This is a genomic window from Bacteroides sp. 3_1_23 (assembly GCF_000162555.1).
GTDB classification, from domain to species: Bacteria; Bacteroidota; Bacteroidia; order Bacteroidales; family Bacteroidaceae; genus Bacteroides; species Bacteroides ovatus.
In genome coordinates, this window is sequence record NZ_GG774954.1 from 349,169 (window position 1) to 368,460 (window position 19,292).

At 43.0% G+C, this 19,292-nt stretch carries 11 protein-coding genes; 9 read left to right on the forward strand and 2 right to left on the reverse strand.

Annotated features, from left to right (window positions below; translation table 11 throughout):
- Positions 1-89 precede the first annotated feature (89 nt).
- Positions 90-1,754: a putative transporter gene (locus HMPREF9010_RS07460; RefSeq protein ID WP_004321876.1), complete on the reverse strand. Its 1,665-nt coding sequence runs from the start codon at positions 1,752-1,754 to the stop codon at positions 90-92.
- A gap of 269 nt (positions 1,755-2,023) precedes the next feature.
- On the opposite strand from HMPREF9010_RS07460, the gene mutA reads away from it, so the two are divergent.
- The 9 genes from mutA (at position 2,024) to HMPREF9010_RS07415 (ending at position 18,698) form a co-directional block, all read left to right on the forward strand.
- Positions 2,024-3,925, forward strand: coding sequence for a methylmalonyl-CoA mutase small subunit (mutA, locus tag HMPREF9010_RS07455; RefSeq protein ID WP_004312399.1), 1,902 nt, complete (start codon positions 2,024-2,026; stop codon positions 3,923-3,925).
- 1 nt (position 3,926) lies between these two features.
- Positions 3,927-6,074 (forward strand): methylmalonyl-CoA mutase, encoded by a 2,148-nt coding sequence (scpA, locus tag HMPREF9010_RS07450; RefSeq protein ID WP_004299440.1) that lies wholly within the window; start codon positions 3,927-3,929, stop codon positions 6,072-6,074.
- Positions 6,075-6,301: 227 nt separating this feature from the next.
- Positions 6,302-6,922 carry an RNA polymerase sigma-70 factor gene (locus tag HMPREF9010_RS07445; protein WP_004312400.1) on the forward strand — a complete coding sequence of 207 codons (621 nt, stop codon included), beginning with the start codon at positions 6,302-6,304 and terminating at the stop codon, positions 6,920-6,922.
- 119 nt (positions 6,923-7,041) lie between these two features.
- A complete protein-coding gene (locus tag HMPREF9010_RS07440) occupies positions 7,042-8,025 on the forward strand; it encodes a FecR family protein (RefSeq protein WP_008650251.1) in 984 nt (327 codons plus the stop codon).
- A gap of 32 nt (positions 8,026-8,057) precedes the next feature.
- Positions 8,058-9,203: a hypothetical protein gene (locus HMPREF9010_RS07435; protein ID WP_008650252.1), complete on the forward strand. Its 1,146-nt coding sequence runs from the start codon at positions 8,058-8,060 to the stop codon at positions 9,201-9,203.
- 181 nt (positions 9,204-9,384) lie between these two features.
- Positions 9,385-12,906, forward strand: a complete 3,522-nt coding sequence (locus HMPREF9010_RS07430; protein WP_008650254.1) for a SusC/RagA family TonB-linked outer membrane protein — start codon at positions 9,385-9,387, stop codon at positions 12,904-12,906.
- Positions 12,907-12,925: 19 nt separating this feature from the next.
- Positions 12,926-14,683, forward strand: a complete 1,758-nt coding sequence (locus HMPREF9010_RS07425; RefSeq protein WP_004312403.1) for a RagB/SusD family nutrient uptake outer membrane protein — start codon at positions 12,926-12,928, stop codon at positions 14,681-14,683.
- 24 nt (positions 14,684-14,707) lie between these two features.
- Positions 14,708-16,267, forward strand: a complete 1,560-nt coding sequence (locus HMPREF9010_RS07420) for an endonuclease/exonuclease/phosphatase family protein (protein ID WP_004312404.1) — start codon at positions 14,708-14,710, stop codon at positions 16,265-16,267.
- A 256-nt stretch (positions 16,268-16,523) separates the two neighbouring features.
- Complete coding sequence (locus HMPREF9010_RS07415) at positions 16,524-18,698, forward strand: DNA topoisomerase 3 (protein WP_008650257.1); 2,175 nt, start codon at positions 16,524-16,526, stop codon at positions 18,696-18,698.
- Positions 18,699-18,860: 162 nt separating this feature from the next.
- Here HMPREF9010_RS07415 and HMPREF9010_RS07410 read toward each other — a convergent pair.
- The coding region (locus HMPREF9010_RS07410; protein WP_008650260.1) for an ISAs1 family transposase at positions 18,861-19,292 on the reverse strand (432 nt) is incomplete at its 5' end.

Sequence of the window (19,292 nt, forward strand, 5' to 3'; positions counted from 1 at the left end):
AGGATAGAAAAGCAGATTGAAAAAATAAATAAAGCCGGCATATTCCATTTGGATATAGCCGGCTTTATTGTTTATATGCTAAACTTGATTTACATCATTGCTAATAATATCATCTGTCCCGTTAGAATACGGAGGAACATTGATAACGGATAAACTGTAGAGTATCCCACTGCCGGAGCATCTCCGGAGGTTGTTTGATTGGCATAAGCCAATGCCGGTGGGTCGGTATTACTACCGGCTATCAATCCCATCAGGGTGAAGTAGTTTACCTTATAATATAATCTTGCGATGGTGCCGATGATAAGTAGCGGGATAACGGTGATAAGGAAACCGGAACCTACGTATAGTAATCCGTCTCCCTCGACTACCGTTTGCACGAAATTGGCACCGGCATCTATACCGACACTGGCAAGGAAGAGAACGATACCGATTTCACGAAGCATCAGGTTGGCACTCATGGTTGTATAAGTCACTAAATGCAGCTTATGACCGAAACGTCCGATAAGAATGGCCACTACCAGCGGTCCGCCTGCCAAACCTAATTTTAAAGGAGTCGGCATACCCGGGAATGCAATCGGAAGACTACCCAGAAGGATACCTAAGAAGATACCAACGAAGATCGTAACAATGTTCGGTGTATCCAAGCGTTTCAACTGATTACCCAGTACACCGGCAACACGTTCTACTGCATCTTGCTGTCCTACCACCATAACGCGGTCACCTACCTGAAGTATCAGATTCGGATCGGCAAACAGGTCCATACCGGAACGGTTGATACGAGTGACATTGACCCCATACATACTACGGAAGTGCATAGAACCTAATGTTTTACCATTGATTTCCGGTTTGGTAACCAGAATACGACGGGAAACCATTGGGAGGTCTTGTTTTTCCCAGTCGAGCTCCACTTCTTTTCCGATAAATACTACAATTGCAGGAGCGTCTTCTTCCGAGCAGACGATAAATAACTGGTCGCCTATATTAAACACTGTTTCATGGTCGGGAATACTTACATGACCATCATGGCGAATTCGGGAGCAAACGAACTTACGGCCCAGGAAATTCTTGATTTCAATCAGCGTTTTTCCACTAATTGATTCATTGCGAACTTCCAGGCTCATCATGTGAGGTTTGTGGTGTGAATCTCCACTTTGGATTTTCAGGCTTTCTTCTTCTTTCGCCATATTGACACGGAAGATGTAACGGATGGCAATGATAGAACCAATGATACCTACCACACCGAGGGGATAAGCACATGCATAACCGAGAGCAATCTGCGGACCGGTATAATGCAACTGATTCAGAGCCTCATTGGCAGCACCAAGTCCCGGAGTATTTGTCACTGCTCCGTAAAGGATACCTACCATCATCGGCAGTTCTACCCGGCCGTTCCAGAGGTAATAAAGCCCCAGTGCGACAGCAATATTTAACACTACGATGCCTACAGCCAACAGGTTTAATGTCATTCCTCCTTTTTTGAAAGAGGAGAAGAAAGATGGCCCCACCTGAAGACCGATACAGAATACGAACAAGATCAATCCGAATTCACGGATGAAATGTAGGATGTGTGTATCGGCTGTGAAGCCGAAATGTCCCATTAGGATGCCGGCAAACAAAACAAATGTGACGCCCAAAGAAACTCCGAATATCTTTATCTTACCAAGATACACGCCGGCAGCCACTACAAATGCGTAGAGGAGCACGATGTGAGCTACGGAGCTGGGGTCCCATAATAAACTTTGTAACCAATCCATAATATAGCAGTTTTTATAATGTTTTTCTAAAAACGAGTGCAAAATTACTCATAACATTGGAGCTAATCAAATAAAAGAAGAACTAAAAATGAAGAATTTCTATGCAGATTGTATGCACTTGACGAATCGGGGCGTCCTGTGCGAATTTTCCCTAAAAAAGAGATTCGTTTTAACTTATTGGTTATATTTGCAGGTCGAACGACTGACATTTAGAAAGAGATAGATAAAAATAAAGACAATATTAATCTTGTTTTAATTTTAAATAAACTATGGCAGACAAAAAAGAAAAACTCTTCTCAGACTTTTCTCCTGCCTCCACCGAACAATGGATGGAGAAGGTTACAGCCGATTTAAAAGGTGCTGATTTTGAGAAGAAGCTCGTTTGGAAAACAAACGAAGGGTTTAAAGTGAAACCTTTTTACCGGATGGAAGATCTGGAGGATTTAAAAACTACTGATGCACTTCCTGGAGAGTTCCCTTATTTAAGAGGAACTAAAAAAGACAACAATGCATGGTTGGTTCGTCAGGAAATTAGAGTAGAATGTCCGAAAGAAGCCAATGCGAAAGCACTGGATATCCTAAATAAGGGTGTTGACTCACTTTCTTTCCATGTGAAAGCAAAAGAACTTAATGCGGAATATATTGAAACACTGTTAAGTGATATTCAGGCAGAGTGTGTTGAACTGAATTTCTCAACCTGTCAGGGGCATGTGGTTGAGTTGGCTAATCTGCTGGTAGCTTATTTCCAGAAGAAAGATTATGATGTGAAGAAACTGAAAGGTTCTATCAACTATGATTTCTTCAACAAGATGCTGACTCGTGGCAAGGAGAAAGGTGATATGGTACAAACAGCCAAATCTTTGATTGAAGCCATTCAGCCGCTTCCTTTCTATCGTGTGCTGAATGTAAACGCTTTATCATTGAATAATGCAGGCGCTTATATTTCTCAGGAACTGGGTTATGCTCTGGCTTGGGGAAATGAATATATGGGTCAATTGACTGATGCCGGTATTCCTGCTGCCATAGTAGCCAAGAAAATCAAATTTAATTTTGGTATCAGTTCCAATTATTTCCTTGAAATAGCGAAATTCCGTGCGGCACGTTTGCTTTGGGCAAATATTGTAGCTTCTTACAATCCCGAATGTGTGCGTGATTGCGAGAATAAAGGTCCTAACGGAGAATGTCGTTGCGCAGCAAAAATGGCGGTTCATGCCGAAACTTCTACTTTCAATCTTACTTTGTTTGATGCACATGTAAATCTGCTTCGTACACAGACTGAAGCCATGAGTGCTGCATTAGGAGGCGTAGACTCTATGACGGTAACTCCGTTTGATAAGACTTATGAGACTCCGGACGAGTTCTCAGAACGCCTGGCTCGTAACCAACAACTGCTGCTGAAAGAAGAATCTCATTTTGATAAAGTGATCGACCCTGCTGCCGGTTCTTATTATATCGAGAATCTGACTGTGGCTATTGCAAAACAGGCTTGGGAACTCTTCCTTGCTGTAGAAGAAGCAGGTGGCTTCTATGCGGCATTGAAAGCAGGAACTGTTCAGGCTGCTGTGAATGAGAGCAACAAAGCTCGTCATAAAGCAGTTGCACAGCGTCGTGAAGTGCTGTTGGGTACCAACCAATTCCCGAACTTCAATGAAAAGGCTGGCAATAAGCAACCTGTTGAAGGTAAGTGTTGTTGCGGAGGTGACTCTCATACTTGCGAAAAAGAGGTGGATACTCTGGTGTTCGATCGTGCTGCCAGTCAGTTTGAAGCATTGCGTCTCGAAACAGAAGCATCAGGCAAACGTCCGAAAGCGTTCATGTTAACCATCGGAAATTTGGCAATGCGTCAGGCACGTGCTCAATATTCTTGTAACTTCCTGGCTTGTGCCGGTTATGAAGTGATTGATAATCTGGGATTTGAGACAGTAGAAGCAGGAGTAGAGGCAGCTATGGCTGCAAAAGCTGATATTGTTGTTATCTGTTCCAGCGATGATGAATATGCTGAATATGCAATTCCTGCTTTCAAAGCACTGAATGGTCGTGCTATGTTTATCGTTGCCGGTGCTCCGGCTTGTATGGACGACCTGAAAGCTGCAGGTATCGAAAACTTCATCCATGTTCGTGTCAATGTATTGGATACCTTGAAAGAGTTTAACGCTAAACTATTGAAGTAAGATGAGAAAAGATTTTAAAAACATCGATATATATGCCGCATTTCAGCCGACTAATGGTGCTGAATGGCAAAAGGCTAACGGTATCTCCGCTGACTGGAAAACACCGGAACACATTGAAGTGAAGCCTGTTTATACAAAAGAAGACCTCGAAGGAATGGAACACCTTGGCTATGCTGCCGGACTTCCTCCTTATCTGCGCGGTCCGTATTCAGTAATGTACACTCTTCGTCCCTGGACCATCCGCCAGTATGCCGGATTTTCTACCGCCGAAGAATCAAATGCATTTTATCGCCGTAATTTGGCTGCCGGTCAGAAAGGTTTGTCAGTGGCATTCGACTTGGCTACTCACCGCGGTTATGACCCCGATCACGAACGTGTAGTGGGTGACGTAGGTAAAGCCGGTGTATCTATCTGTTCATTGGAAAATATGAAAGTGCTGTTCGATGGTATCCCATTGAATAAGATGTCTGTGTCTATGACAATGAATGGAGCTGTACTTCCGATTATGGCATTCTATATCAATGCCGGTCTGGAACAAGGTGCTAAACTCGAAGAAATGGCCGGTACTATCCAGAATGATATTCTGAAAGAATTCATGGTGCGTAATACTTATATTTATCCGCCTGCATTCTCTATGAAGATTATTTCTGATATTTTCGAATACACTTCGCAGAAGATGCCTAAGTTCAACTCTATCTCTATCTCCGGTTATCACATGCAGGAAGCAGGCGCAACCGCGGATATCGAGCTAGCTTATACATTGGCCGATGGTTTGGAATATCTTCGTGCAGGAACGGCAGCAGGCATTGATATTGATGCATTTGCACCGCGTCTGTCTTTCTTCTGGGCGATTGGAACCAATCACTTTATGGAAATAGCCAAGATGCGTGCTGCACGTATGTTGTGGGCAAAGATTGTGAAACAATTCAATCCGAAGAACCCGAAATCACTGGCGTTGCGTACTCACTCGCAGACTTCCGGCTGGTCACTGACCGAACAGGATCCGTTCAATAACGTAGGACGTACCTGTATTGAGGCTATGGCTGCAGCTTTGGGGCATACTCAATCTTTGCATACCAATGCATTGGATGAGGCTATTGCTCTTCCAACAGATTTTTCTGCACGTATTGCACGTAATACACAGATTTACATTCAGGAAGAAACTTACATCTGCAAGAACGTTGACCCATGGGGTGGTTCTTACTATGTAGAATCTCTGACGAACGAACTGGCACACAAGGCTTGGGAGCATATTCAGGAAATTGAAAAACTGGGTGGTATGGCGAAAGCTATCGAAACAGGTATTCCAAAGATGCGTATCGAAGAAGCTGCTGCACGTACACAGGCTCGTATCGACAGTGGTCAGCAGACAATTGTCGGTGTGAACAAGTATCGTCTGGAAAAAGAAGCTCCGATTGATATTCTTGAAATTGATAATACAGCCGTTCGTCTTGAACAGATTGAAAACCTGAAACGTTTGAAAGATGGACGTAATCAGGCTGAAGTGGACAAAGCATTGGCAGCAATTACCGAATGTGTGAAGACTGGCAAGGGTAACTTGTTGGAATTGGCTGTGGAAGCAGCTCGTGTTCGCGCAACATTGGGTGAGATTTCTTATGCTTGCGAACAGATAGTAGGACGTTATAAAGCAATAATTAGAACGATATCAGGCGTGTATTCATCAGAAAGTAAAAACGATAGCGACTTCAAACGTGCTTGTGAACTGGCCGAGAAGTTCGCGAAGAAAGAGGGGCGTCAACCTCGTATCATGGTTGCAAAGATGGGACAGGACGGTCACGACCGTGGTGCTAAAGTCGTAGCAACCGGTTATGCTGACTGTGGCTTCGATGTGGATATGGGACCGTTGTTCCAGACTCCGGCGGAAGCTGCTCGCGAGGCTGTTGAAAACGACGTTCATGTAGTAGGTGTTTCTTCACTGGCTGCCGGACATAAGACATTGGTTCCGCAAATTATTGAAGAACTGAAGAAACTGGGTCGCGAAGACATTGTAGTGATTGCCGGTGGTGTTATTCCTGCACAAGATTACGATTTCTTGTATAAGGCAGGTGTAGCTGCTATCTTCGGTCCGGGTACTCCGGTAGCGAAAGCTGCTTGTCAGATTCTGGAAATCCTAATGGATGAAGAATAAGGAAAACTTTCTTATTGACAGATTGTATATGCAATAAGTGGGAAACCATGAATTAATAGAAAAAAGGGTCAGTTACTGACCCTTTTTTTGTATCCTATTATTGAAAACTTCCTTTTTGGCGTTTTATAAAAAAGTACCTCAAATTTGATTTATTGAAAAAATATTCATAATATTGTCATCACTTTGTTAACTGTTGACCCGTACCTTTGCGCATAAATTTCTAAACTATGGTAGATTTCATGGATGATAAACAATTATTGGGAGAGCTGAAAAGAGGCAATAATGCAGCTTTTGAGTTTCTGTTCAAGAGTTATTATCCTCGTTTGCGAGGGTATGCTATTCGTTTTATAGAAGATGAAGAAACGGTTCGTGATATTATTCAAGAGTGTTTCTTACGATTTTGGGAACGTCGCGAAATGTTATCTGCCTTCTCACTTACTTCTCTTCTTTTTTCTATGGTCCGCAATGGATGTCTAAATTATCTGAAGCATCGCTCGATTGTTGAAAAGTACCGGGTGGAGTACCTGGCAAAGGTGGATGGGGAAGAAAGACTCTACTATGCAGACTTTATGCAGGATGCAGAACATAAATTATTATACAAGGAATTGCAGGAGCAGATTGCCCTTGTGCTTAATCAGTTACCGGATAGGTCGCGTGAGATTTTTTTGTTAAGCCGTTTCAGGGGATTGAAGAACAGAGAAATCGCAGAAAAACTACAAATATCTACCACAGCAGTCGAAAAGCATATAGCAAGGGCTTTGCAATATTTCTCCCGGCATTTCAGCGAACGCTATCCGGTGGATCTGTATATAGTGATATTGGCATGGCTGATGATGGAGCAGAAATAATCAATGCACTCTTCGGTTATATAAAGAATAAGAAGCAGGAAAGTTTTTTTCTGCTTTTTTTGTTTCAGAGGTTGGGTAAAAGAAATATGGGTTGTTACATCTTATAGAAAGTGAATATAATGAAGCAAGAAGAAAATATCCGTGAATTGTCTATTCAGTATTTTGAAGGACGCATATCAAGAGCTGACGAAAAGAATCTGTTCGAATATATCGAACAGGTGGAAGGTGGCTATGGCAGGTTCCGTCAATGGGAGAGAGAATGGATGAATCACCGGGATACCGATTCGGAGACAGATGCTGAATGGGAAGCTTTGAAGCATAAGATGTATACGCAGGAAGCGATTGTCCCGTTATTGAAAAAGTCGAAACCTGGTATATGGAAGATAGCCCGTATCGCTGCCGTTATAGCATTGATTGTCGGTACTACGTTGGGTATTCAACAGGCTATTTACTTGTTTACGCCAAAGACTTTTTTTGTTTGCGAAGCTCCGTTGGGGGATAAGAGTAAGATACAGCTTTCGGATGGTACAGTTGTATGGCTGAATGCAGGTTCCGTATTAAGATATTCGAATTATTTTAATACAGCCGACCGGGTGGTGGAGCTGGAAGGAGAGGGGTATTTTGAGGTGACTAAACAGAATGGAAAGCAATTTACAGTAAAGACGCATGAATATGATGTGGTGGTAAAAGGTACGAAATTTAATGTATCTGCCTATTCAGACGATTCGTATATAACAACCACCTTGCTGGAAGGAGCAGTAGAGTTGAATTATAAAGAAGATCAGATACGGATGTCTCCGGGAGAATCTATTTCTTTGGATTTGGTAACAAGACAGTTGAAAGGAAAGAAAGTAAATGCACGTCAGGCAATGGCGTGGGCGGAAGACAGGATTGAATATGATGACATTACGTTAGGAGAGATGGTGAAGAAGCTTTCACGTCAGTACGATGTGCATATTCAGTTAGAGTCGGAGAAATTGGGCGATATGAAGTTCCGTGTTTCGTTGCGTAATAAAGAGACAATCGTAGATGTAATGGATGCACTGAAAGAAATCATACCTATCAAAGTAGAATATAAGGAAAAGGATATATATATAAGATAAGAACTCAATGTTTAATTGTAAAGAAATCAAGTATGAATATTACTCAAATAGGCAGATTTGGGATGCTGTTGATGATGGCATCTGTTGCAATCTCGTGTTCTGACCCTAATCCTTTGGACTCATACACTCGTGTTCCGTTCGAAAAAACGGAAACGGATGACGGAAATAGTGATGGTGACGAAGACGGTGCCGGCGGTTTGTTCGAGAAAGGAAACGGAACGGACAGCAAACCTTATATGATAATGAATGCTACGCAGATCAGAAATATGCGTAGTGTGTTGAAATCGGGAATGAAAGTTTATTTCCAGTTAGGTGCTGATATTGATATGGCAGGCATTGATGACTGGCAGTCGTTGAATGGTTCCGGTGATTTTCCTTATGAAATAGATTTTGACGGAGACAGCCATGTCATTAAAAACTTCAAATGTTCTGCCGGTGATTATCCAAGTTTCTTCGGAGTATTGTGCGGTGATTGTCGTAATGTGGGCTTTGTGAATGCTTCTGTATCATCTGCTCGGCAGGGGATTGGAATTATTACCGGTTATCTCGGACTTAAAGATAAAGGTAACGGAAATAAGACAGGAAGAATTGTGAACTGCTATACGACCGGCGAAGTAATCGGTTCTGGTGCGGCAGGTGGAATAGCCGGTGTATTGGCAAATAGCTATGATGGGCAGGAAAGTTATATAAAGAACTGTTATTCAAATGCAACGGTCAGCGATCAGGCGGCAAGTGGCGGAAAAGCAGGCGGTATTGCCGGACGGAAAGTAGGTGTCGGCGGATTTATTGAGAACTGCTATGCATACGGAGCAGTCAGTGCAACTAAAGGAGGCGTAGGCGGTATTTTGGGACAAATTGACAAAAGTTGTGACATTGCTATCAAGAACAGCGCAGCATGGAGTAACTTGACCGGAGTGGATGCTTCGTCAACCGTAGGACGCATTGTTGGGGTCTCTGCTTCATTAGGCAGTTATGAGAATTGTTACGCCTGCGAAAGTATTGTACTCAAAGTGAATGAAAAAACGATTACCGCATCAGACGAATCATCAGCCACGGGAACAACTTTTCACGGAGTGGCGAAGTCAGCGGAAGAACTGGGGAATATCATCGTAGCCTGGAATCCGAATCTTTGGAAAAAAGGAACGAACGGTTATCCGATATTCCAGTGGTCTGAATAAATAAAGCCAGTCGATACAAAAAAGCAGAAATAATCTGCTTTTTTGCTTTTATAGGGGTTGGGCAGATGAATGATGAGTTGTTTTATCTTATAGAAGCGATTCAGAGAAATACTACAATCGAATATATATATATCCTTAAATATAAATCACTTTAAATTGTAACAACTTAATTGATAAAATTATGAATGACCGAAGAAACTCATTTTTTAGACTGTTTCTCCTGATTCTGTTGTGTTTGGGCGTCCAGTCACTACGGGCGCAGACAGTTACAAAGGTCTTTAAAAATGAGCCGCTGAAGGCGGTATTGAAAGAAGTTGAGCGGCAGACGAAGTACTCTATTATCTATAAAACGGACGAGGTTAATGAGAACAAGAAGATAACGGCTTCCTTTCAGCAGGCAACTGTTAATAATGTGCTTGCTACTGTTTTGGATAAGGATGTAGAGTATAAACTACAAAACCGGATGATTATCATCACAAAGAAAACAGAACGTAATACTACTGCCGTCCCATCGCAGCCTTTACATCGGGTTACGGGGAAAGTGGTCGATGTGAACGGTGACCCGGTAATCGGTGCCAGTGTACAGGTGATGGGACAGTCTATGGGAACGATCACGAATTTGGATGGTGAATTTACATTATCCTCGGTTCCGGCCAATGCCCTAGTCGTTGTGTCCTATATTGGATTTGAGAAGAAAGAAATTAAAGTCTCCGACTTGCAGAAATCTTCGAGAGTAATACTCCGGGAGGATACGGCTACGCTGGAAGAAGTGGTGGTGGTAGGCTACGGTACTCAAAAGAAAATAAACCTGACGGGAGCTGTTGCAGTAGTAGACAGTAAAGCGATGGAAGATAGACCCGTGCCGAGAGCCTCACAGATGTTGCAAGGGACTGTGCCCAATATGAATGTAACTTTTGGGTCTGGGTATCCGGGAGCTTCGGCAACTATCAATATCCGTGGTGTGAATTCTATCAGTGGCAATGCATCGCCATTAGTGCTGATTGACGGAATAGAAGGGGATATCGACCGCTTGAATCCGAATGACATCGCTTCTATTTCCGTATTAAAAGATGCATCTTCGGCCGCTATTTACGGGGCTCGTGCTTCTTATGGTGTTATCCTCGTGACTACCAAGGAAGGCTCCGCCCGCAAGACTACCGTTTCGTATGATGGAAGATATTCATGGAGCAATCAGACGACTTCTACTGATTTTGAAACCAGGGGATATTATTCGGCAGGCATCAACGACTTGTTTTATACCAATTATAACGGAAAGCCTTATACCAACTATACGGAAGAAGACTACCGCCAGCTTTGGTTGCGCCGGAATGATAAAACGGAGAATCCCGAACGTCCCTGGGTAGTTACCGACCAACGTGACGGAAGAGATACATACGTCTATTACGGTAACTTCGACTGGTATAATTATCTTTATCGTAGAAACAGACCGATGTGGGAGCACAATATCAGTGTCAGTGGGGGAAATGAAAAGTTGAACTATTATTTATCAGGAAATACAGTTGACCAAACGGGTATCTTCAGACAGAATCCTGATAAATACAAGGTGTATAATTTCAGAAGTAAAATCTCGGCAAAGATCACTCCACGACTGACAATCAGCAATAACACGAAGTACCATTATAATAGTTACTCTTATCCGGGATTATCGGGTATTAATAACAACTTCAATACTGCGGTGAATCATGCACTGGCGAGCTTTGTACCCATTAATCCGGATGGCAGTGCGGTGTATCTGACTTCGTTGAGCAATTCTGCTGTTTTGGATGGCATGGGAGCTATCCTTGCTTATGGAAAACATAAGAATGAAGACCAGCGGTATGAGTTTTCCACGACTTTCGAAGCAAGTTTCAATGTAATGAAGAACCTGAATGTCCGTGCAAACTACAGCTACCTGCACTATAACTATCAGACCATGAACAGAACAGTAAATGTACCATATTCCAAATATCCGGGTGAGATATCCTATCTGACTACCGGAAGCGGTGTGAATCAGTTGAAGGAAACACAGACCAATCATTGGTATCAGGCTTTCAATGTTTATGGTGATTATATGCTGGATATTGCCGACCATCAGATAAAAATCATGGCAGGTTACAATTATGAAACCAAGCGTCTGAAAGATATCAAAGTCTCCCGTCAGGGTTTGCTCTCCGATGACTTGAATGACTTAAATCTGGCAGTCGGAGATGCGATGACTATGTCCGGTGGACAGAATGAATATGCGCTTTTGGGAGCATTTTATCGTCTTAATTACTCCTATAAAGGAGGTCGTTACCTATTTGAGACAAGCGGACGTTATGACGGAAGTTCACGTTTCAGAAGCGGACACCGTTTCGGTTTCTTCCCCTCGGCTTCCGTAGGATGGAGAATCAGTGAAGAACCGTTTTTCGGGAATTTAAAGAAGAATATTGATAATGTGAAATTGCGTCTCTCATACGGTTCGTTAGGAAATCAGCAGGTAGGATATTACGATTATATCCAAACCATTAATACCAACGGTACAATGAATTATATCTTTGGCGATCAGAAGAAAGGCTCTTATGCAAGTGTCTCCGACCCGAATTCCGCCGACCTGACCTGGGAAACCGTTTCGACTTGGAACGTAGGACTGGATCTCGGATTCCTGAACAACCGCCTGAACCTGACTGCCGATGCCTATGTTCGTGATACTAAAGGTATGCAAACTTCCGGCAAAAAGCTTCCCGGTGCTTATGGAGCCAACGAGCCCAAGCAAAATGCAGCCAACTTGCGTACCAAAGGCTGGGAATTGATGCTGACTTGGAATGATGCTTTCAAACTGGCAAACAAACCTTTCCGTTATAACCTGTCCGTAGGCTTGGCAGATAATACATCGGAAATAACCAAATTCGATAATCCTTCCAAGATATTGAGTGATTATTATGTAGGTCAGAAATTGGGAGATATCTGGGGATATGTAGTAGACGGACTTTTCAGGACAGACGAAGAAGCGGCAAACTATAACGTCGACCAAACAGCAGTCAACTTCGTTATCAATACAGCGCAGGTGAATCCGGGACTTCACGCCGGTGATATGAAATTTGTTGATTTGGACGGCGACCATACAATATCTTCCGGTTCGAACACGGCAGATGATCCGGGCGACCGCAAAATAATCGGAAACTCATTGCCGCGCTATACATACAGTATTCAAGGTGGTTTCGACTGGTATGGATTCGACTTCTCCATCTATCTTCAGGGAGTAGGACATCAAGACTGGTATCCGGGTACTAATTCTGTATTCTTTTGGGGACCATACGCTCGTCCGTATTCATCGTTCATTCCACGCGATTTCTTGAGCCAGGTATGGAGCCCGGAAAATCCCGATGCTTATTTCCCACGTCCGATAGGGTATCTTGCCCTCGGCAATAACCGTTCTTTGGGAGTGGTGAACGACCGTTATTTGCAGAATCTGGCTTATTGCAGAGTGAAGAATATCACAGTAGGCTATACGATTCCCGCCGTATGGACGAAGAAGGTAAAGATAGAACGCCTGCATATCTATTTCAGTGGTGAGAATCTGTTTACCTTCTCTCCACTAAAGAGCGACTACATTGATCCGGAACAAGCGTCGGCAGAAAATTCCATCCAATCGGCAAATGGTAACGCAAAGTTGTATCCCTGGTCAAAGACCTATTCTTTTGGAGTGAACGTAACTTTTTAAACTAACTAATATTTGAATTATGAAACTTGTTTATATAGTATCTTGGTTGTTCGCGTTGGCGGTATCTTTCGTATCTTGCGACGATTGGTTGGATAAGACACCCAAAGACCGCCTGTATCCGGATGTATATTTCAAGACTGAAGATGAGTTGCGATTATTTACGAATCAGTTTTATAACAATCTGGTTCCGTCCGCTGTCGATATTTATTCCGAGTCGTCCGATTTGATTGTCAAGTCCGACTTGATGCTCGAAATGTCCGGACAGCGCATCATACCCGATGAAGGAAACGGTTGGAATTTTACGGCACTTCGCGATATTAATTTCTATCTGCAGTATTCCCATAACTGCACGGAAGTGAATGCCCGTAACCGTTACGATGGTGTTGCCCGTTTTTTCAGAGCTTATTTCTACTTTGAGAAGGTGAAGAGATATGGCGATATTCCCTGGTATGACAAAGCACTCGACTCGGATGATCCCGAATTGTATAAAGCCCGGGACTCACGTGAATTTGTCATGCAGAAAATGCTGGAGGACCTGGATTTTGCGATAGCCAATCTTCCGAAAACGAAGAATGCGTATGTACTGACCCGGTGGACGGCATTGGCTCTGAAATCCCGTGTCTGCCTGTTTGAGGGTACTTTCCGTAAATATCATGGACTGGAGGATTATGAAAAATACCTGAATGCTTGTGTCTCGGCTTCTGAAACCTTTATGAACGAAAGCGGATATACACTCTATAAATCGGGCAGCACACCTTACAGGGATTTATTCGCTTCCATAAATCTACAAGCGGATGAAGTGATTTTCGGGCGTGACTATGAAGCTTCTCTTTCTGTGCTTCATAATGTGCAGAATTATGAGAACTCCACCACAATGGGACGTCCGGGAATGAACAAGAAGATTGTGAATTCTTATCTGATGGCGGACGGAAGCCGTTTCACGGATAAAGCCGGTTATGAAACGATGACATTCGATCAGGAATGTCAGAATCGGGATCCACGACTGGCACAAACCATTCGTACCCCTGGATATACGAGAATCGGAAGTACAAAGAAAGAAGCCCCGAACCTGGCTTATACTATGACCGGATATCACCTGATAAAATATTCGATGACGGCTAACTACGATGAATATAATAAATCGTGCAACGATATTCCCCTGTTCCGCACGGCAGAGGTGTATCTGAATTTTGCAGAAGCAAAAGCCGAACTAGGCACTTTGAAGCAAGCCGACATCAATAAATCTATTAAATTACTTAGAGACAGGGTAGGAATGACTAACCTGGATATGGAACTGGCAAATTCAAAACCCGACCCGTATTTGATGAGTGCCGCCACAGGTTATCCGAATGTGAAAGGAGCCAATCAGGGAGTAATCCTTGAAATCCGTCGCGAACGAACCATCGAACTGGCAATGGAGGGTTTCCGTTATTACGACATCATGCGTTGGAAAGAAGGTAAACTATTTGAGAACGATCTGCTGGGAATCTATGTTCCCGGGCCCGGAACTTACGATTTAGATAAAGACGGTACGGATGATGTCTGTTTCTACGTAGGAACAAAACCTGCCGGAAATGTACCTTTATATTTAGAGATCGGCGAGCAGATTCGCTTGTCGAATGGCGAAAGTGGTTATATCATCTGTCATAGTCTGATTACCAAGAAATGGAATGAAGACAGAGATTATTTGTACCCTGTTCCTATCAGCGAACGTACTTTGTCCAATGGTGTGATAACACAGAATCCCGGTTGGAATGACGGATTGAACTTTAATTAATTAGATTCAGAAATATAAATTCTTATGAAAAATATGATTTCTTATATATGTCTTTTGGCAACCGTGTTTGCCAACTTGTCCTGTGCCGACGACATGGACAACTCTAAATTTGATAATATGATACCTTACGGTAAACAGGAAGTTTCCTATACTTATCCGAAAGGGGAGGGGAACCTTAGAGTGTTGACCTTTAATATAAGGCATTGTGCCGGTAACGATGACGTGATTAATTATGACAGGACAGCCGCTGTTATCAACGGAATGGAACCCGATGTCGTTTGCCTGCAGGAAGTGGACTACATGACTACCCGCAGTAATAAAGTCGACCAACTGAAAACCTTGGCGGATAAAACAGGCATGAATCACTATTTTAGTAAGTCAATCGCTTACCAGGGTGGTGAATACGGTAATGGCCTTTTGTTCAAAGGGACGCCGATCAGCACGAAGACTTATCCCCTTCCCGGTGCCGAACTCCGTTCTGCTGCCATAGCCGAATTTGAGAACTATGTAGTTATCTCCACCCACTTGGCTTTGGAAGAGAATAATAGAGTTGAATCTGCAAAACAGCTCACAGACCTTGCCAAAACATATAATAAAGTGGTTTATATGGCTGGTGACTTTAATGAGGACTTGATGAATGGCACATTCTTTACAGAACTGAAGAAAGAATGGGAGGTTGTCAGTTCTACAGAAAACACTTTTCCTACCGGACAGGCTACCAAACGGATTGATTTTGTCGTTACTTTGAAAACTCCACCTACCATTGTGGTAAAATCGAATGTAATATACAACCTGGATGGTGTCAACGTAGCAATAACTTCCGACCATTATCCACTTTATTGTGATTTTAAGAAGCCGACCGGACTTGGAGAATATCCGAAGGCAGAAGGTGACCTGCGCATAGGTAACTATTTCCTGACCTATTGTAAAGGTACAGATGGCGTGATTGATTACGACCGGACAGGACGTATTATCGCCAAAATGAATGCGGATATTGTCTGCTTGCAGGGACTGGATAAGGAGACGGAACGTTCGGAAGGTATCGACCAGTTGAACGTACTGGCACAGAAAGCAAATATGCATGATTACTTTGCTAAAGCCATTGATTATAAAGGCGGTGAATTCGGTGTTGGTATACTGACAAAAGAAGAACCTGTAAGTGTAGACAGATACCAAATGGCGGGAAAGAGCGAGATGCGTGCAGCCATGGTAGTGGAATATGAAAAGTTTGTAGTAGCCAGTACCAACTTCGATACGGATATGGCAAAGCGTATAGAGGCCCTTCAAACGTTAGAAACGAAACTGTCTGCCTATAATAAACCTGCATTCTTGTTAGGATACTTCAATGAGGGCGACTTGGAAAGCGAATTTTTCCAAATGGTGAAGAGTAACTGGAATCTTCTTAGTGCCGATAAGTCTACCGAAGTCAGTGGTAAGAAACGTCGCCTTGACTTTATCGTGTCTTTGAAGAGTCACAACGTAAATGTGACACAGGCTGATGTGATAGAAAGTCTGTCGGGAGTAGATGTGACCGTTGCTTCTACACATTATCCTCTTTTTTGTGATTTCTCCGGTTTAAAATAGAAACGTTATAGAGAGGCTGCACAGAGCTATGCACATATCGTGTGTAGAACTGTGCAGCTTCATTATATAGCTTATCAAACATCAAATGGAGTGGTATAAAAAAGGAGAAAGCGGTACATCTTGAAAACTATTCAGTTGAAGTTATCATTCTTTCTCCGATCTATGCCTTTATGGACTTTTTTCTCTCTTCATGCGGTCAATGAGAAATAATCGTGTAACTTTGTAAGCTGTTAGTGTAAAAACAAGAAGAGAAAAAATGATAGTTTGCATAGCCGAAAAGCCATCAGTAGCACGCGATATAGCCGAAGTACTCGGCGCTCATACCAGAAAAGAAGGATATATAGAAGGAAACGGATACCAGGTGACCTGGACATTCGGGCATCTTTGTACCCTGAAAGAGCCGCATGAATACACGCCTAACTGGAAATCATGGAATTTAGGTAGCCTGCCAATGATTCCTCCACGTTTCGGCATCAAGTTGATAGAGAATCCTACCTACGAAAAACAATTCCACATTATCGAGGGACTGATGCAGAACGCAGATGAAATCATCAACTGCGGTGATGCCGGGCAAGAGGGAGAATTGATTCAGCGTTGGGTGATGCAGAAAGCAGGTGCACGCTGTCCGGTGAAACGTCTGTGGATTTCTTCATTGACAGAAGAAGCTATCCGGGAAGGGTTTGCGAAGCTGAAAGATCAGACAGATTTTCAGTCACTCTATGAAGCCGGACTTTCTCGTGCGATGGGTGACTGGCTATTAGGAATGAACGCCACCCGTCTTTACACCATTAAATACGGTCAAAATAAACAGGTACTCTCTATCGGTCGTGTACAGACACCGACTCTGGCACTGATTGTCAACCGTCAGTTGGAAATAGCCAATTTCGAACCCAAGCAATACTGGGAACTGAAAACCAACTATCGGGATACCACTTTTTCCGCACTTATCCGCAAAAGTGATGAAGAAATTGCTGCGGAAGAAGAAAAGAACGGTGGAAAAAAGAAAATAGATAATCCGGGTATCGACCCTATCGCTAACCGGGAAGAAGGCGAGGCATTGGTAGAACGCATAAAGGATCTTCCGTTTGTAGTCACTAGTGTTGGCAAGAAAGATGGGAGAGAGTTCGCCCCACGTTTGTTCGACTTGACTTCTCTTCAGGTAGAATGTAATAAGAAATTCGCTTATTCGGCTGATGAAACGCTGAAACTGATTCAGTCTCTTTATGAGAAGAAGGTAGCTACCTATCCGCGTGTTGATACTACTTTCTTGAGTGACGATATTTACCCGAAATGTCCTGCTATCCTGAAAGGACTCCGTGATTACGAAGTCTTGACAGCTCCGTTAGCCGGCACTACACTTCCTAAATCGAAAAAGGTATTTGACAACTCGAAAGTGACGGATCACCACGCCATTATCCCCACCGGAGTCTATGCTCAAAACCTGACGGATATGGAACGTCGTGTCTATGACTTGATAGCCCGTCGTTTTATAGCCGTATTCTATCCGGACTGTAAGATTTCTACTACTACCGTCATGGGAGAAGTGGATAAGATAGAATTCCGGGTGACCGGAAAACAAATCCTGGAACCGGGATGGCGTGTCGTGTTTGCCAAGGAAGTAAAAGACTCTACCGAAGAAAAAGAAGAAGAGGATGAAAATGTACTTCCTGCTTTTGTGAAGGGCGAAAGTGGTCCTCATATTCCCGACTTGAACGAGAAATGGACACAGCCGCCCAGACCTTATACCGAAGCAACACTGCTCCGTGCAATGGAAACAGCCGGAAAACTGGTGGATAATGATGAACTTCGTGATGCCTTGAAGGAGAATGGTATCGGCCGGCCGTCTACCCGTGCTGCCATCATTGAAACACTGTTCAAACGAAATTATATCCGTAAGGAGAGAAAGAACCTGATTGCCACCCCGACAGGAGTGGAGTTGGTGCAGCTCATTCACGAAGAATTATTGAAATCGGCGGAACTGACAGGTATTTGGGAAAAGAAGCTTCGCGAAATTGAAAAGAAGACATACGATGCCCGCCAGTTTCTCGAAGAACTGAAACAGATGGTTTCGGAAATCGTGATGAGCGTACTTTCTGATAATACGAATCGACGTATTACTATTCAGGATGCAGTAGCTGCAAAAGCCGAAGAGAAAGCAAAGAAAGAGCCTAAAAAGCGTGAACGAAAACCAAGTACACCGAAAGAAAAGAAACCAAAAGCGGAAAAAACGACGAACGAAGTGAAGGCTGATTTGCCCGGTTCTCCGGCTCCGGTGGCTACAATTGCTTCAACTCCTTCTGCAACAGGTGGGGTAGATGCTTTTGTTGGCCAACCCTGTCCACTTTGTGGTAAAGGAACTATCATTAAGGGGAAGACTGCTTACGGGTGTTCGGAATGGAGAAATGGATGTACTTTCCGGAAGAATTTCTAATCTGTATTGGAATAAATTAAATCCATTGGCAGTATGGTTATATTTCCTGCCTCACTATTGCTTTTCACTGATTAATTTTGTATCTTTAGTGATTTTTATTCTTTCGGAGATAGATAGTCACCTTATAGAATGACAAATATCACCTTATACAGGGCAGACGCATTAAAAATTATTTTCCTGTAAAAGTTGTGACAAATATTTTTCATCCCATCCGGCTTTTAGTCTTTTCAGATTCATGCTTCCTTTTGTTGTTTTTTCATTCTTTAGTATGGTAAGTGCCATCTTTGTTGCCACCGAAAAGTTTCTGGCTGCATTTTTCACCTTTTTACTGTAGTCTTCTCGAAAGGTAACATCCAGTTGCCAATGAAGATTATTTTCAATAGACCAATGCTGCCTGATGGCAGATGCAATCTCCTCCGGTTTGGTATTATCAAGTGAAGTTACATAGTATCTGACCTCTTGAGTATATTCTCCTGTTGCTACTATTGTTCTCTCCGACTTTATCCCTACAATAGACTTCAACCCCACAAGTTTCTTCTTAAACATTTTCTCCATAATAGATCCATAACTGACTACAGTACATGTTCTTGTCTC

Coding starts and splice junctions, on each gene's coding strand:
- HMPREF9010_RS07460 (WP_004321876.1), bottom strand. CDS start 1,754: ATGGATTGGTTACAAAGTTTATTATGGGACCCCAGCTCCGTAGCTCAC.
- mutA (WP_004312399.1), top strand. CDS start 2,024: ATGGCAGACAAAAAAGAAAAACTCTTCTCAGACTTTTCTCCTGCCTCC.
- scpA (WP_004299440.1), top strand. CDS start 3,927: ATGAGAAAAGATTTTAAAAACATCGATATATATGCCGCATTTCAGCCG.
- HMPREF9010_RS07445 (WP_004312400.1), top strand. CDS start 6,302: ATGGTAGATTTCATGGATGATAAACAATTATTGGGAGAGCTGAAAAGA.
- HMPREF9010_RS07440 (WP_008650251.1), top strand. CDS start 7,042: ATGAAGCAAGAAGAAAATATCCGTGAATTGTCTATTCAGTATTTTGAA.
- HMPREF9010_RS07435 (WP_008650252.1), top strand. CDS start 8,058: ATGAATATTACTCAAATAGGCAGATTTGGGATGCTGTTGATGATGGCA.
- HMPREF9010_RS07430 (WP_008650254.1), top strand. CDS start 9,385: ATGAATGACCGAAGAAACTCATTTTTTAGACTGTTTCTCCTGATTCTG.
- HMPREF9010_RS07425 (WP_004312403.1), top strand. CDS start 12,926: ATGAAACTTGTTTATATAGTATCTTGGTTGTTCGCGTTGGCGGTATCT.
- HMPREF9010_RS07420 (WP_004312404.1), top strand. CDS start 14,708: ATGAAAAATATGATTTCTTATATATGTCTTTTGGCAACCGTGTTTGCC.
- HMPREF9010_RS07415 (WP_008650257.1), top strand. CDS start 16,524: ATGATAGTTTGCATAGCCGAAAAGCCATCAGTAGCACGCGATATAGCC.